This is a genomic window from Pseudomonas sp. GW822-FHT07A10 (genome assembly GCF_058798795.1).
This window is the reverse complement of sequence record NZ_JBXAKV010000020.1, coordinates 96,022-111,278: the sequence shown is the minus strand read 5'-3', so window position 1 is coordinate 111,278 and position 15,257 is coordinate 96,022. Positions and strand designations below refer to the sequence as shown.

Sequence of the window (15,257 nt, the reverse complement as noted above, 5' to 3'; positions counted from 1 at the left end):
AGGATTTCGATACGGCCAAGCTTTTCAGCGAAAAACATCTACTAAAAGCTTGACCGTGAACAGAGTATCTACAGGTTATGTGTTGGCCGTGAGGTCCGCGCATCCCTGTAGGAGCGAGGCTTGCCCGCGAAGGCGTCGTCACATTCAACACATTCGTTGACTGACATTCCGCTATCGCGGGCAAACCCGCTCCCACAGGATTTTGTGTGGTGCTTAAGATCTGCGCGCCCCCCTACCAACGCACGCCGCCACCTCCTTCGAAAGTAGCATTCGGTCACCGCGCCCTCCGTGCATTAATGGCTCTACCGGAATCGTCCGGCACAAGAAGAGGAATGACCCATGTGGCATAAACCCGCGTTTACCGATCTGCGCATTGGCTTCGAAGTGACGATGTATTTCGCCAACCGTTGATTGATCGCCCGGTCAGCCGTCACGTTGGCCGGGCCTGCTTTCTGGAGCCTGCCATGCACATCCGCGTTCTCGGTTCCGCCGCCGGCGGCGGTTTTCCGCAATGGAACTGCAACTGCCGCCAGTGCGCGGCGATGCGTCACGGCAACCTGCGTGCGCAACGCCGTACGCAGTCGTCCATTGCCCTGAGCGACGACGGTGTGGAATGGATACTCTGCAATGCTTCACCAGACATCCGCGCCCAACTCGAAAGCTTCCCGACGCTGCAACCGGCCCGCCGCGTGCGTGACACGGCGATTGCCGGCGTGGTCCTGCTGGACAGTCAGATCGACCATTGCACCGGCCTGTTGAGCCTGCGCGAAGGCTGCCCGCATTCGGTCTGGTGCACCGAGCGGGTGCATGAAGACCTGAGCAGCGGCTTCCCGTTGTTCACCATGCTCAAGCACTGGAACGGTGGTTTGCAGTGGCAACCGATCGAACTGGACCGTGAGCCGTTCAGCATCGCAGCCTGCCAACACCTGCAATTTCGCGCCATTCCATTGGTCAGCAACGCACCGCCGTATTCCCCCAACCGTGGCAACCCGCAGCCGGGGGACACCATCGGCCTGTTCATCGAAGACCTGCGCAACGGTGCATCGGTGTTCTATGCGCCGGGTCTGGGGCAGGTCGACGCCGAGGTATTGAGCTGGATGCAGCGCGCCGATTGCCTGCTGCTGGACGGCACGCTGTGGCGCGACGATGAAATGCGCGTATGCGAAGTCGGCCAGAGCCTGGGCCGCGAAATGGGCCACCTGCCGCAAAGCGGTCCCGGCGGGATGCTCGAAGTGCTGGAGGGCTTCAATCGCCAGCGCAAGGTGCTGATCCACATCAACAACACCAACCCGATCCTCGACGAAGACTCGGCCGAGCGGGCGTTGCTGGAACGGCGGGGGATTGAAGTGGCTTATGACGGCATGAGTATTGAGCTGTAGCGGATGGCCTCATCGCAGAACCCAACGGTTATTCCCCGGAGAACCGCAATGACTGACACTCCCATGACCCCCACTGAATTCGAAGCGGCCCTGCGCGCCAAAGGCGCCTATTACCACATCCACCACCCATTCCACCAAGCCATGTACGCCGGGCGCGCCACCCGCGAGCAGATCCAGGGTTGGGTCGCCAATCGCTTCTACTATCAGGTGAACATTCCCCTGAAGGACGCGGCAATCCTCGCCAACTGCCCGGACCGTGACGTGCGCCGGGAATGGCTGCAACGGATTCTCGACCATGACGGAGTCCCCGGCAGCGAAGGCGGCATCGAAGCCTGGTTGCGTCTGGGCGAAGCGGTGGGGCTGGATCGCGAACAAATTCTCTCGCAAGAGTTGGTGCTGCCGGGTGTGCGATTTGCCGTGGACGCCTACGTCAATTTCGCCCGCCGTGCTTGTTGGCAGGAAGCGGCCAGCAGTTCGCTGACCGAACTGTTCGCACCGCAGATCCATCAGTCTCGGCTCGACGCCTGGCCCAGCCATTACCCATGGATCGACCCGGCCGGTTACGACTATTTCCGTACGCGGCTGAGCCAGGCCCGGCGTGATGTCGAGCATGGTTTGCGCATCACCCTGGCGCATTACGTCACGGTCGAGGGCCAGCAGCGCATGCTGGAGATTCTGCAGTTCAAGCTTGATGTGCTGTGGAGCATGCTCGACGCGATGAGCATGGCCTATGAGCTGGACCGCCCGCCGTATCACACCGTCACCACCGATCGGGTCTGGCACCGGGGGATCGCCCTGTGAACGCGATCGAGCAGCAACCCGGCCCACCGTTGTGGCTGTTGGCGGAGCTGACCTATCGCTGCCCGCTGCAATGCCCGTATTGCTCCAACCCATTGGATTTCGCCCAACAGGGTGAGGAGTTGAGCACAGAAGAGTGGATCAGGGTGTTTCGCGAAGCCAGGGAGATGGGCGCCGCGCAACTGGGCTTTTCCGGTGGCGAGCCGTTGGTGCGCCAGGACTTGGCCGAGCTGATCAAGGCCGCGCGGGACATGGGTTACTACACCAACCTGATCACCTCGGGTATCGGCCTGACCGAACAGAAGGTCCGCGACTTCAAGGTCGCCGGGCTGGACCACATCCAGATCAGCTTTCAGGCCGCCGACGAAGCGGTCAACAACATGCTCGCTGGATCACGCAAGGCCTTCGCCCAGAAACTGGCCATGGCCCGAGCGGTAAAAGCCCAGGGCTACCCGATGGTGCTGAACTTCGTCACCCATCGGCACAACATCGACCAGATCGCGCAGATCATCGAACTGTGCCTGGAGCTGGAGGCGGATTTCGTCGAGTTGGCGACCTGCCAGTTCTATGGCTGGGCCGAACTCAACCGCGTCGGCCTGTTGCCGACCCGCGAACAATTACAGCGCGCCGAGCGCATCACCAACGACTATCGCCAGCGGCTTGAGGCCGAGGGCCACCCGTGCAAGTTGATCTTCGTCACCCCGGACTACTACGAAGAGCGCCCCAAGACCTGCATGAATGGCTGGGCCAACCTGTTTCTCGACATCACCCCGGACGGCACGGCGCTGCCTTGCCACAGCGCTCGCCAGTTACCGGTGCAGTTCCCCAATGTGCGCGAGCACAGCGTCGAACACATCTGGAACGACTCCTTCGGCTTCAATCGTTTTCGCGGCGATGACTGGATGAAAGAGCCGTGCCGTTCCTGCGATGAAAAACATAAGGACTTGGGCGGCTGCCGCTGCCAGGCATTCATGCTCACGGGGGACGCGAGCAACGCCGACCCGGTGTGCAGCAAGTCGCCGCACCACAGCGTCATCCTCAAGGCCCGGGACGAAGCCGATGCGCCGGGGCTGGGCATGGAACACCTGACCTTGCGCAATGAAAAGGCTTCGCGGCTGATCTATCGCGGATAAATTGCGAACGCGAAGCCCCCACCCCCGGTAGTTGCTACCCATTGGTCTGATTGCATTCGCAGCCGGATGCTTTAGTGTTGGCTTTACCTTTCAAAACAATAAAAACAGGCTTTCCAATGAGCCAGAATCTCAGTCAACTGCGTAAATTCGTTTCACCTGAAATCATCTTCGGTGCCGGCTGTCGGCATAACGTCGGCAACTACGCCAAGACTTTCGGTGCCCGCAAGGTGCTGGTGGTCAGCGACCCCGGGGTGATCGCCGCCGGTTGGGTCGCCGATGTCGAGGCCAGCCTGCAAGCCCAGGGCATCGATTACTTTGTGTACAGCGACGTTTCGCCCAACCCGCGGATCGAGGAAGTGATGCTCGGCGCCGAGCTGTACCGGGAGAATCACTGCGATGTGATCGTCGCGGTCGGCGGCGGCAGCCCGATGGATTGCGGCAAGGGCATCGGCATCGTCGTCGCCCACGGGCGCAACATCCTTGAATTCGAGGGCGTGGACACCCTGCGCATGCCCAGCCCGCCGCTGATTCTGATCCCGACCACCGCCGGCACGTCGGCCGATGTGTCGCAGTTCGTGATCATCTCCAATCAGCAAGAACGCATGAAATTCTCCATCGTCAGCAAGGCTGCGGTGCCGGACGTGTCGCTGATCGACCCGGAAACCACCTTGAGCATGGACCCGTTCCTGTCGGCCTGTACCGGCATCGACGCGTTGGTCCACGCCATCGAGGCCTTCGTTTCCACCGGCCACGGGCCGCTCACCGATCCCCATGCGCTGGAGGCGATGCGGCTGATCAACGGCAATCTGGTACAAATGATCGCCAACCCCGGCGATATCGCCCTGCGGGAAAAGATCATGCTCGGCAGCATGCAGGCCGGGCTGGCGTTTTCCAACGCGATTCTTGGCGCGGTGCACGCCATGTCCCACAGCCTCGGTGGATTCCTCGATCTGCCTCACGGTTTGTGCAACGCGGTGCTGGTGGAACACGTGGTGGCGTTCAACTACAGCTCGGCGCCGGAGCGCTTCAAGGTGATCGCCGAGACCTTCGGCATCGATTGTCGCGGCCTGAACCACCGGCAGATCTGCGGACGTCTGGTCGACCACTTGATCGCCCTCAAGCATGCCATCGGCTTCCACGAAACCCTGGGGCTGCACGGGGTCAGCACGGCAGACATTCCGTTCCTGTCGCAACATGCCATGGATGACCCCTGCATCCTTACCAACCCGCGCGAGTCCAGTCAGCGCGACGTCGAGGTCGTCTATGGCGAAGCCCTCTGACGAACAGCAACGGGCGCTGACCGGGTTACTCGGGCTGGGCAATCACTCGGCGCGCAAGAGTCATTACCCGGAACTGGCCGCGCGCCTGGATGAACTGGAGGCCGAGCGCAATCGCTACAAATGGTTGTTCGAAAACGCCGTGCACGGAATCTTCCAGGCCAGCCTGCAGGAAGGCATGCGCGCCGCCAACCCGGCGCTGGCGCGGATGCTTGGCTATCAGGACCCGCAGGAGGTGCTGTTTTCCCTGACGGACCTGGCGGGCACGCTGTTCGTCGGCGGCGCGCAAGAGCTGGAAGGCATCGGCGAAGTCCTCCAGCGTGAGCGCAGCCTGCTGGGCTATGAAACCCAGCTGCGGCGCAAGGACGGCACTGTCCTCGACGTGTTGATGAACCTGCTGCTCAAACCGGATCAGGAAGGCCTGGTGGAGGGGTTCGTCGCCGACATCACCGAACGAAAACAGGCCCAGGAGCGCTTGCAACAGCTCAATGATCAACTGGAGCAACGGGTCACCGCGCGCACCAATGAGTTGCTGGAAGCCGCCGAAGCCTTGCGCGACGCCCGTGATGCCGCCGAAGCGGCCAATCGCAGCAAGGACAAATACCTCGCCGCCGCCAGCCACGACTTGCTGCAACCGCTCAACGCCGCGCGTTTGTTGATCTCGACCTTGCGCGAACGGCATTTGCCCGACGTCGAACAGGTGCTGGTGGAGCGCACCCATCAGGCACTGGAAGGGGCCGAAGACCTGCTCACCGACCTGCTGGATATTTCCCGGCTCGATCAGGCTGCGGTGAAACCGGACATCGCCCTGTACCGCCTCGATGAATTGTTCGCGCCACTGGTCTCGGAGTTTCAGTCGGTGGCCGCGGCGACCGGGTTGAACCTGCGGGTGCACATGGGTGATTACGCGATTCATACCGACTTGCGCCTGATGACCCGCATTCTGCGCAACTTCCTCAGCAATGCCTGCCGCTACACCGACGACGGCAGCATCCTGCTGGGTGCCCGGCGCCGGGGCGACGTACTGCGAATCGAAGTCTGGGACACCGGGCGCGGGATCCCGGCGGATCGTCTCGATTCGATCTTCCTTGAATTTAACCAACTGGACGTTGGCCGCGCCGCCGATCGCAAGGGCGTGGGCCTGGGACTGGCGATTGTCGAACGCATCGCCAAGATCCTCGATTACCGGATTCAGGTGCATTCACTGCCGGGGCGCGGTTCGATGTTCAGCATCGAGGTGCCGATATCCCATGAGATTCCACTGCCGATCAGTCAGGCCGCACCGCAGCCGAGTACCGGCAACCCGTTGCCGGGCCGGCGCCTGTTGGTGCTGGACAACGAAGTCAGCATCCTTGAAAGCATGAGCGCGCTGCTCGGGCAGTGGGGCTGCGAGGTGGTTACCGCCACCGATGAGGCCACCGCGCTGGCGGCCTTGCAAGGGCAGGCGCCGGAACTGATTCTGGCGGACTACCACCTCGATCACGGGGTGGTGGGCTGTGAAGTGGTCCGGCATCTGCGCGAGCATTTCAGCCGGACGATACCGGCGGTGATCATCACCGCCGACCGCACCGATCAGTGTCGACGCTCGTTGCAGCGACTCGACGCGCCATTGCTGAACAAACCGGTGAAGCCCGGCAAGTTGCGTGCAGTGTTGAGTCAGTTGTTGGCGTAGCGAGCCGTTGAAAAGATCGCAGTCTGCGATCTTTTCATTCCAGTTTTGGCGGTGACTTGGCTCAGTGGTTGTACGCCGCCTCGGTGTTATCGATCAGCGGGTTCTTTTCGGTCAGCACGATCTGGGCAATCTGATCCTTGCGCATGAAGCTGACTTTCGGATGGGACTTGGCGTAATGGATAAAGCGCTCCACCGCCTCGATCATCGCCGGGGTGCCACCGATACGATCATGCAGGCTCACCGACATCATCCGCCGCCGGTTGGCGCCTTCGGCGTACAGGCGGTCGAATTCCAGCACCAATTGCCGGTAGAACTGTTGCGCCGAGAAGTGCCGGCCTTCAATCAACACGATATCGTTGTTGCGCAGGGTGTAAGGCACTACGGCGAATTTCTTGCCACGAACCAGCGTCACAAACGGCTCGTCGCGGCTGACGTCATCGATGTGATAGGTGAAGTTCAGATCCTGCAGCACTTTCAGGGTATTGGGGCTGCGCCGCAGCCAATTGGCGTTGTAGCCCACCGAGCGCTGGCCGGTGAGTTTCTGCACCGCCTCGACGCCGTCGCCGATGAAGGCCTTCTCTTGCTCGTAGCTCATGTTGTAGGAGTCGGCCCAGCGCATGCCATGGGCGGCGACTTCATGGCCACGGTCGGCGATCGCCCGCACCAGTTCGGGGTGTTTCAACGCCGCTTCGCCCACCACATGGGACGTGACCTTGATGCCGTTGCGGTCCCACAGGTCGAGCATCCGCCACAGGCCTTCCTTGTAGCCGTAGTCGAACCAGGTCTGTGCCGGCATGTCCGGGTAACCCTTGGGCAATGGAGTGCCGGAGAACGGACTTTCGGCACCGTCGGGCTGGCCGCCGGTTTCGAATTGCATGGAGAACGAAATCACCAGTTGCGAGCCATCCGGCCACGGGCGTTCCTGGGCGAACGCGAGGGACGGTAGCAGCAGGGCGGCGGCCAGCAGATTTTTCAGCCAGCGGGGGGAGCGTTGCCAATGGGCGGTGGTCATAGGGGGCACCTTTTGAGTTGAACAGTGCCGTGAGGGTGTCATTTGGCGCACCCCGGAAAAATCCGCCGCGAGCGAGAAGACTTTTAAACAGAATTTACGAATCCCGCCGAATACACAGTCCAGTGTGGGAGAAGTCCTGTGGCGAGGGGGCTTGCCCCCGTTGGGGCGCGAAGCGGCCCCTATTTTTTCCTGCATGTCGAGTTGTCTGAATTGCGACTGCTTCGCAGCCGAACGGGGGCAAGCCCCCTCGCCACAGGCTCGTGTTTGCAAGGGTGTGTTCTCCCCGTGATTTTGCGGCAAACTGACAACACTCCTTGAACCAAGGCCATCGAATGAATCACTACACCCCGCGCGACTGGCAGCCCCACGAGCGGCCCAGCCTGCCCGGATCGCCCTCGACGCCGTTGCACTCCAACCCCAGGCGGCTGGCCTACGCGCTGGTGGGTGTGTTGGTGGCATTGACCGGTGGTCTCGGCAACTCGCTGGTGGTCGCCAACCTTCCGTACCTGCAAGGCGCGCTGGGCGCGACCACCGCCGAGATGGCCTGGCTGCCGGCGGCCTTTGTCATGACCAACGTGTCGATGAACCTGCTGCTGGTGAAGTTTCGTCAGCAGTTCGGCCTGCGGGCGTTCACCGAAGTGTTCCTGATGCTCTATGCGCTGGTGACCTTCGGCCATTTGTTCGTCAACGACCTGAGTTCGGCGATCGCCGTGCGCGCGGCCCACGGCATGGTCGGCGCAGCGCTGAGTTCGTTGGGCCTGTATTACATGATCCAGGCCTTCCCGGCGAAATGGCGGATGAAGGCGCTGGTATTGGGCCTCGGCACCTCGCAACTGGCCTTGCCCATGGCGCGGTTGTTCTCCGAAGACCTGTTGCAAATCGCCGAATGGCGCGGGCTGTACCTGTTCGAACTGGGCATGGCGCTGTTGTCTTTGGGCTGCGTTTTTCTACTGAAACTGCCGCCGGGTGACCGTTTCAAGACCTTCGAAAAACTCGACTTCCTGACCTTCGCCATCCTCGCCAGTGGCGTGGCCTTGCTCTGCGCGGTGTTGTCTTTGGGGCGGATCGACTGGTGGCTCGAGGCGCAGTGGATCGGAGTGGCCTCGGCGGCTTCGATCGTGTTGATCCTCACGGGCCTGGCCATCGAGCACAATCGCAGCAACCCGATGCTGATGACCCGCTGGCTCGGCAGCGGGGCGATGATTCGCCTGGCCCTGGCGGTGATCCTGATCCGCATGGTGACGTCGGAGCAGTCCACCGGCGCGGTGGGGTTCATGCAAGCGCTGAACATGAGCAGTCAGCAGCTGCACAGCCTGTATGTGGTGATGTTGATCGGCAGTATCGCTGGCCTTGCCACCAGCGCCCTGACCATCGACCCCAAGCACCTGATCATGCCGCTGAACATCTCCTTGGCGCTGATGGCGGTCGGTTCGGTGATGGACAGTTATTCGAACAACCTGACCCGCCCGGAAAACCTGTATTTCAGTCAGTTTCTGCTGGCCTTCGGCGGGACGTTTTTCCTCGGGCCGACCATGGTCTACGGCATGCGCAACGTGCTGTCCAGCCCGCGCAACCTGGTGAGTTTCTCGGTGCTGTTCGGTATCTGCCAGAACCTCGGTGGCCTGATTGGCGCGGCACTGCTGGGGACGTTCCAGATCGCGCGCGAGAAGTTTCATTCCAGTCACATCGTCGAGCAGCTGACGTTGCTCGACCCGCGTGTGGCGGCGCGGGTCCAGAGCGGCGGCAACGCGGTCGGCTCGATAATTGCCGACCCGAGCCTGCGCAACCTGCAGGGCATCCGTAGCCTGGCCGTCGCCGCCACCCGCGAGGCCAATATCCTGGCCTACAACGACGTGTTCATGCTGATTGCCGTGATCGCGGTGCTGACCATGATCTGGATTTCCATTCGCGCCCTGTGGCTGATGAGCACTACCCAAGCCGTCGCCCCGGCGCCTGCCACTCCAACCAAACAATCCAGCGGTGCCACTTCTTCATGACCGAACCGACCACCACGACCACCAACACTATTGCCGCCACCCCCGAAGGCGTGACGCCGCCATCCTCGCCGGGCTCTGAACCGCGCTCGCTGGGGGTGCGGATCATCTCGTCCCTGGGCTTTGCGGCGATTGCTCTCGTCGGTGTACTGATCGTGTTGTACGCCTGGCAACTGCCACCGTTCAGCAGCGCGGTCGAGACTACGGAAAACGCCCTGGTGCGCGGGCAGGTGACGATCATCGGCCCGCAACTCAGCGGTTACGTGTACGAAGTGCCGGTGCAGGATTTCCAGTTCGTGAAGGCCGGCGATTTGCTGGTGCGTCTCGACGACCGCATCTACAAGCAGCGTCTCGATCAGTCCCTGGCGCAACTGGCGGTGCAGAAAGCCGCGCTGGCCAACGTGGTGCAGCAACGCAACAGCGCCGAGGCGACCATCAAGTTGCGTCAGGCCGCCGTCGCCGACGCCCAGGCGCAGTTGCGCAAAAGTGAAGCGGATTTGCGCCGCAACAAAGAGCTGGTCGGTGATGGCTCGGTGTCGAAACGCGAGCTGGACGTAACCCTGGCCGCCAACGCCCAGACCGTTGCCGCCGTGGCGCAAGCCCAGGCCAATCTGGACATCGCCCGCCAGGATCTGCAAACGGTGATCGTCAATCGCGGCTCGCTGGAAGCGGCGGTGGCCAGTGCTGAGGCGGCGGTGCAACTGGCGCGGATCGACCTGTCGAACACCCGCGTGGTGGCGCCGCGCGACGGTCAACTCGGGCAGATTGGCGTGCGCCTCGGCGCCTACGTCAACTCCGGGGCGCAGCTGATGGCGTTGGTGCCGAACCAGTTGTGGGTGATCGCCAACATGAAGGAAACCCAGATGGACAACGTGCGGGTCGGCCAGCCGGTGAGCTTCACCGTCGATGCGCTGAACCACCAGAAATTCCACGGGCGGGTGCAGCGGATTTCACCGGCCACAGGCTCCGAGTTCAGCTTGTTGCAGGCTGACAATGCCACTGGCAACTTCGTCAAGATTGCCCAGCGAGTGCCGGTGCGGATCAGCGTCGATGCCGATCAGGAGCAGAGTGAGCGGCTGCGGCCGGGGATGTCGGTGGTGGTGAGTATTGATACCGCTGCCGAAGGGGATCCCAGTACCCCTGACTAACGCATAACTCTTGTGGGGGGTGACCTGTGGCGAGGGGGCTTGCCCCCGTTTGAGTGCGTAGCACTCACAGGATTTTTGGTACAACAGAAACTTTGGGGCTGCTTCGCAACCCAACGGGGGCAAGCCCCCTCGCCACAGGGGGCTCCTACAGGTGGGGTGTGTTTCAGTTGGCGATCATCGGGGGCAGGGTGCCCAGCAGTGAAACCGCTGCTACCGCGCCGATCCCCAGTATCCATTCCAGCATGACGCTGGTGCGCAACAGCCCCGGACGCTGCTGGCAATCCTTGACCCGCAACCGATTGAACAGCGCCAACCCCAGCATCGCGATCACCAGCACAGCCTTGATCAACAGAATCAGCGCAAACCCGGACAGCAACGGTGTCGGCCAGAACACGCCGGTCAGTACACGCACGTTGATCAGGCCGGTCATCACCAACCCCGCCACCAACGCGTAACCGATCCCGCTGAAGCGTTGCAGTATTGCGCTCAAGGGATGATCGTCCGGTTGGCGCAGGATCATCACCAGCAACATCAACCCACCGAGCCAGGCGCCGACGCATGTCAGGTGAACAATCTGGTTGAGGATCAGCAGCCGGCCTTGCAGGCCATCGAGCATGGCGCCATGACCGACCGGGGCCAGGGTCGCCAGCAGCAGGCTGGCAAGGCTGATGCGCCAGGCCATGTTGGAACGCCAGGGCGTCAACAACAATGCCACGAGCAACAGATTGAGCAGCAGATGCCAGCGCCACACCTGACCGAAAAAGGTATTGCTCAGCACCAGGCCTAGCGTCGCCGGGTCGAATGCCGCCTCCGGGGAACTGGCCATGCTGGCGGTGATCTGCAGCAACCAGCCGACGCCGCTGAGCAACGCCACCACGCTGAGCCAGTGGGTCACTCGCGCCAGGGCCGTATCCAGCAACACCGTTTCGCGGCCCAACAGCAAAGGCCTGAACACCCAGGCCCCGAACAACATCAGCACCACGGTGAAATGCAGGAAGCGGCACAGCACCAGCGCATCGGTCATGAATTACTGACCCACCTTGAAGCGGTAGGCGCCTTCACTTTTATGGGTGTCGACCGACACGGCGTGCCATTCGACTTTGTAATCGCCTGCGGCCAACGGCGCTGCCGGGGTGACGACCAGGGTTTTCTTGTCGCTGCCTTCGGTGACGAGGCTTTTTACCGGTACGTCGGCACCGTCCTTGCTGATTTTCACTTTGGTGAACGTTGCTTCAACCCCTTCGGAAAACACCAGGCGCAGTTCCGTTGGCGCCTGCACGGTGCTGTCGGCCGCCGGGGTCTGGCTTTTCAGATGGGCGTGGGCAAACACCGATGAGGCGGCGAGCAGCGAGCCGAGCAGGGCAGCGGTGGTCAGGGCGTTCTTGATCAGCATCGTGAAGACCTCAGCGGCAGGTTCAAAGTGGCGGGCAGTTTACCTGCCGCAGGGCCGCTGTACGAAGTTTCGTTTTCCCCTGTCGCCGCGACGTAGAGCGGATGCTAGTCTTGAGCAACGCTGTTGTCAGGGAGCCCTCATGGGCAATCACAAGATCGAGATTCGTCGCAGTAACGTCGAAAAAATCCTGTTGGCGGCCGAAAAGGTCTTCGCCGAAAAAGGCTTCGGCAGCACCGCGATGGCCGACATCGCCGCCGAAGTGCAACTGCCGCGCTCCAACCTGCATTACTACTTCAGCACCAAGAGCGAGCTGTACAGCGCGGTGCTCCTGGGTTTGCTGGAGGTCTGGAAGCAGGACGCCCTGTGCTTCGAGATGTTCGACGACCCGCGCGTGGTGCTCAGCAGCTACATCCGCGCCAAGATGAACCATTCCCGCAGCCGGCCGTACGGTTCGAAAGTCTGGGCCAACGAAATCATCCACGGCGCGCCGACCCTCGGTGAGAAGCTGGACGCGAGTCTGTACGACTGGGCCAAGATGAAGGAAGCGAAAATTCGCCAGTGGGTGGAAGACAAACGCATCCTGCCGGTGGAGCCTTCCAGCCTGTTGTACATGATCTGGGCCTCGACCCAGCACTACGCCGACTTCGATCATCAGGTGAACATCCTGAATGATCATCAGCCGTTGTCGGACATGCAGTTCGAACGGGCGGTGCAGACGGTGACCAGTGTGATCTTGCGCGGGATCGGGTTGGAGCCGTAACCAGATCATTCCCACGCAGAGCGTGGGAATGATCGGCGATCAAACCACAACGTGATACGGATTGCGGGGATCATGGTTCCAATCCAGAAACGGCTTGCCCGTATCCACCGGCACCATCTCGATGCAATCCTGCACCGGACAAGTGATCTGGCACAGGTTGCAGCCCACGCACTCCTCATCGATCACTTGATATTTATGCGTGCCATCGGCCTGTTTGAGGCTGGCAATCGCCTGGTGCGAGGTGTCTTCGCAAGCGATGTGGCAGCGACCGCAACCGATGCACGCCTCCTGATCGATTTTCGCAATCACCTGATAGTTGATGTCCAGGTACTTCCAGTCCGTGGTATTGCCCACTGCGCGCCCGGAAAAATCCGACACGCTGGCGTAACCCTGACTGTCCATCCAGCGTGACAAACCGTCCTTCATCTCCTCGACAATCCGGAAACCATGCAGCATCGCCGCCGTGCACACCTGCACCGAACCGCTGCCCAGGGCAATGAATTCCGCCGCATCGCGCCAACTGCCGATGCCGCCAATGCCGCTGATCGGCAAGCCCTGGGTCTGCGGGTCGCGGGCGATCTCGGCGACCATGTTCAACGCAATCGGCTTCACTGCCGAGCCGCAATAACCGCCATGGGTGCTTTGGCTGCCGACGGCGGGATTGGCGACCATGCGCTCCAGATTGACGCTGGTGATCGAGTTGATGGTGTTGATCAACGACACCGCATCGGCGCCGCCACGGTGGGCGGCACGGGCGGCGACGCGGATGTCGGTGATGTTCGGCGTGAGCTTGACGATCACCGGCAACGAGCAATAGGTCTTGCACCAGCGAGTGACTTGTTCGACGTATTCCGGCACCTGGCCGACCGCCGCGCCCATGCCCCGTTCCGGCATGCCGTGGGGGCAACCGAAATTCAGCTCGATGCCATCGGCGCCGGTGGCTTCCACCAGCGGCAGGATATTTTTCCACGACTCTTCGACGCAGGGCACCATCAGCGACACGATCAGTGCGCGGTCCGGCCAGTCCTTTTTGACCTGGGTAATTTCCCGCAGGTTGATTTCCAGGGAGCGGTCGGTGATCAGCTCGATGTTGTTGAAGCCCATCACTTCACGGTTAGCCCCGAAGTGCGCCGAGTAGCGTGACGACACGTTGACCGCCGCCGGGTCTTCCCCCAGGGTTTTCCAGACCACGCCACCCCAGCCGGCCTCGAACGCACGGACCACGTTGTAGGCTTTGTCGGTCGGCGGCGCGGAAGCGAGCCAGAACGGGTTGGGGGCCTTGATGCCGGCGAAGACTATCGAGAGATCGGCCATTTACGCAGCCTCCACGTTGAGCATGAGTTGAGCGTTGATCGCCTCGGCGGCCAGCTTGCCGTGCTGCACGGCTTGCACGGTGAGGTCCTGATCGAGGCTGGTGCAGTCGCCACCGGCATACACGCCGGGAATGCTGGTGCGCAGCTGTTCATCGACCAGGATGCGATCACCCTGACGCTTGAGTTCACGGGCCAGCGGGTCGGCGAGGGCGTCGGTGTCGAAGGCTTGACCGATGGCTTTGAAGATCGCGTCGGCGGCCAGTTCGAAAGTTTCGCCGGTGGTTTGCAGGCGACCTTCCTCCAAGCGGGTGCGGGCGAAGCGCATGCCGCGCACGTTGCCCTGATCGTCGAGCAGCACCTCTTCGGGTTGTGCCCAGGTCAGCAGGCGCACCTGATTGGCCTTGGCGATGTCCTGTTCGTGAGCGGTAGCGCCCATGTCCGCGACACCACGGCGGTACACCAGATTGACGTCCCGGGCACCGAGGCGGGCCATTTGCACGGCCATGTCGATGGCGGTGTTGCCGGCACCGAGGACGATGCAGCGCTCGGCCAGCGGCAGTTGCGTCAGGTCATCGGCTTGGCGCAGTTCGCGGATGTAGTCGGTGGCGGGGAGCAGGCCGGGGGCATCCTCGTTGGGCAGGCCCAATTGTTTGCTGGCGGCCAGGCCGAGGCCGAGGAACACCGCGTCGAATTGCTGATGCAGTTCGCTCAGAGTCAGGTTGTCGCCGAGTTTCTGCCCGTGGCGAATCTCGATCCCGCCAATTCCCATCAGGAACTCAAGCTCCTTCTGCGCGTAATCGTCCACCAGCTTGTACTTGGCGATCCCGTATTCGTTGAGGCCGCCGGCCTTTTCCCGGGCCTCGAAAATCACCACGTCATGGCCGTGCATGGCGCTGCGGTGCGCGCAGGACAAACCGGCCGGGCCGGCACCCACCACGGCGATGCGCTTGCCGGTTGCGGCGGCGCGCTGGAACGGGTGTTCGCTGAAGTGTGCGTTGTCCACGGCATAGCGTTGCAGCAGGCCGATCAGTACCGGCGCGCATTCCTGGGCGTTGTTGCGCACGCAGGCTTGCTCGCAGAGGATTTCCGTCGGACAGACCCGGGCACAACTGCCACCGAGGATGTTGGCCGAGAGGATCTTCTGCGCCGCACCTTGCACGTTTTCCTGATGGATATTGCGGATGAACGATGGAATGTCGATGTCGCTTGGGCACGCGTTCACGCACGGCGCGTCGTAGCAATACAGGCAGCGCGAGGCTTCCAGATGCGCCTGACGCTCGTTGAGCGGCGGCGCCAGGTCGGTGAAATGGCCGGCGAGGGCGGCCGCGTCCTCATGGGGATGCGGGAGGTGGTTCAAAGTCTTGATCACGGTGTTGGC

The 15,257-nt window shown here is 62.0% G+C and carries 14 protein-coding genes; 9 read left to right on the top strand and 5 right to left on the bottom strand.

Features of this window, described 5'->3' with window-relative positions:
• The first annotated feature begins 339 nt into the window (after positions 1-339).
• From pqqA to AC1RL4_RS26510, 6 genes are all read left to right on the top strand, one after another.
• Positions 340-411, top strand: a complete 72-nt coding sequence (gene pqqA / locus AC1RL4_RS26535; RefSeq protein WP_081499480.1) for a pyrroloquinoline quinone precursor peptide PqqA — start codon at positions 340-342, stop codon at positions 409-411.
• A gap of 53 nt (positions 412-464) precedes the next feature.
• Positions 465-1,379: a pyrroloquinoline quinone biosynthesis protein PqqB gene (gene pqqB / locus AC1RL4_RS26530; RefSeq protein WP_018929701.1), complete on the top strand. Its 915-nt coding sequence runs from the start codon at positions 465-467 to the stop codon at positions 1,377-1,379.
• Positions 1,380-1,427: 48 nt separating this feature from the next.
• Positions 1,428-2,180, top strand: a complete 753-nt coding sequence (pqqC, locus tag AC1RL4_RS26525; protein ID WP_230172498.1) for a pyrroloquinoline-quinone synthase PqqC — start codon at positions 1,428-1,430, stop codon at positions 2,178-2,180.
• The gene (gene pqqE, locus AC1RL4_RS26520) at positions 2,177-3,310 is read left to right on the top strand and encodes a pyrroloquinoline quinone biosynthesis protein PqqE (protein ID WP_019579391.1); all 1,134 of its coding nucleotides are present in this window, start codon (positions 2,177-2,179) and stop codon (positions 3,308-3,310) included. The genes pqqC and pqqE overlap by 4 nt, the downstream gene beginning before the upstream one ends.
• A gap of 116 nt (positions 3,311-3,426) precedes the next feature.
• Positions 3,427-4,590 carry an alcohol dehydrogenase-like regulatory protein ErcA gene (gene ercA, locus AC1RL4_RS26515; RefSeq protein ID WP_230172500.1) on the top strand — a complete coding sequence of 388 codons (1,164 nt, stop codon included), beginning with the start codon at positions 3,427-3,429 and terminating at the stop codon, positions 4,588-4,590.
• Positions 4,574-6,259: a PAS domain-containing hybrid sensor histidine kinase/response regulator gene (locus tag AC1RL4_RS26510; RefSeq protein ID WP_028940422.1), complete on the top strand. Its 1,686-nt coding sequence runs from the start codon at positions 4,574-4,576 to the stop codon at positions 6,257-6,259. The genes ercA and AC1RL4_RS26510 overlap by 17 nt, the downstream gene beginning before the upstream one ends.
• Positions 6,260-6,320: 61 nt before the next feature.
• Here the strand turns inward: AC1RL4_RS26510 and AC1RL4_RS26505 are convergent, their stop codons facing one another.
• Entirely contained in the window at positions 6,321-7,271 is a 951-nt protein-coding gene (locus tag AC1RL4_RS26505; protein WP_230172502.1) for a polysaccharide deacetylase family protein, read from the bottom strand.
• Between the two features lie 332 nt (positions 7,272-7,603).
• Between AC1RL4_RS26505 and AC1RL4_RS26500 the strand changes: the two genes are divergently transcribed.
• Together AC1RL4_RS26500 and AC1RL4_RS26495 are read left to right on the top strand one after the other, a co-directional pair.
• A complete protein-coding gene (locus AC1RL4_RS26500; RefSeq protein WP_019579388.1) occupies positions 7,604-9,268 on the top strand; it encodes an MFS transporter in 1,665 nt (554 codons plus the stop codon).
• Positions 9,265-10,413 (top strand): HlyD family secretion protein, encoded by a 1,149-nt coding sequence (locus AC1RL4_RS26495; RefSeq protein ID WP_019579387.1) that lies wholly within the window; start codon positions 9,265-9,267, stop codon positions 10,411-10,413. The genes AC1RL4_RS26500 and AC1RL4_RS26495 overlap by 4 nt, the downstream gene beginning before the upstream one ends.
• 163 nt (positions 10,414-10,576) lie before the next feature.
• Here AC1RL4_RS26495 and copD read toward each other — a convergent pair whose 3' ends face one another.
• Together copD and copC are read right to left on the bottom strand one after the other, a co-directional pair.
• Positions 10,577-11,437 (bottom strand): copper homeostasis membrane protein CopD, encoded by an 861-nt coding sequence (gene copD, locus AC1RL4_RS26490; protein ID WP_230172506.1) that lies wholly within the window; start codon positions 11,435-11,437, stop codon positions 10,577-10,579.
• 3 nt (positions 11,438-11,440) lie between these two features.
• Positions 11,441-11,806 (bottom strand): copper homeostasis periplasmic binding protein CopC, encoded by a 366-nt coding sequence (gene copC, locus AC1RL4_RS26485; RefSeq protein WP_018929687.1) that lies wholly within the window; start codon positions 11,804-11,806, stop codon positions 11,441-11,443.
• Positions 11,807-11,945: 139 nt separating this feature from the next.
• Here copC and AC1RL4_RS26480 point away from each other — a divergent pair, with 139 nt between their 5' ends.
• On the top strand, positions 11,946-12,566 hold the full coding sequence (locus AC1RL4_RS26480) for a TetR/AcrR family transcriptional regulator (protein ID WP_007937670.1): 621 nt from the start codon (positions 11,946-11,948) through the stop codon (positions 12,564-12,566).
• Positions 12,567-12,605: 39 nt separating this feature from the next.
• Here AC1RL4_RS26480 and preA read toward each other — a convergent pair whose 3' ends face one another.
• A complete protein-coding gene (gene preA, locus AC1RL4_RS26475) occupies positions 12,606-13,880 on the bottom strand; it encodes an NAD-dependent dihydropyrimidine dehydrogenase subunit PreA (RefSeq protein WP_019579384.1) in 1,275 nt (424 codons plus the stop codon).
• The gene (locus AC1RL4_RS26470) at positions 13,881-15,248 is read right to left on the bottom strand and encodes an NAD(P)-dependent oxidoreductase (RefSeq protein WP_026331706.1); all 1,368 of its coding nucleotides are present in this window, start codon (positions 15,246-15,248) and stop codon (positions 13,881-13,883) included.
• Positions 15,249-15,257: the final 9 nt, after the last annotated feature.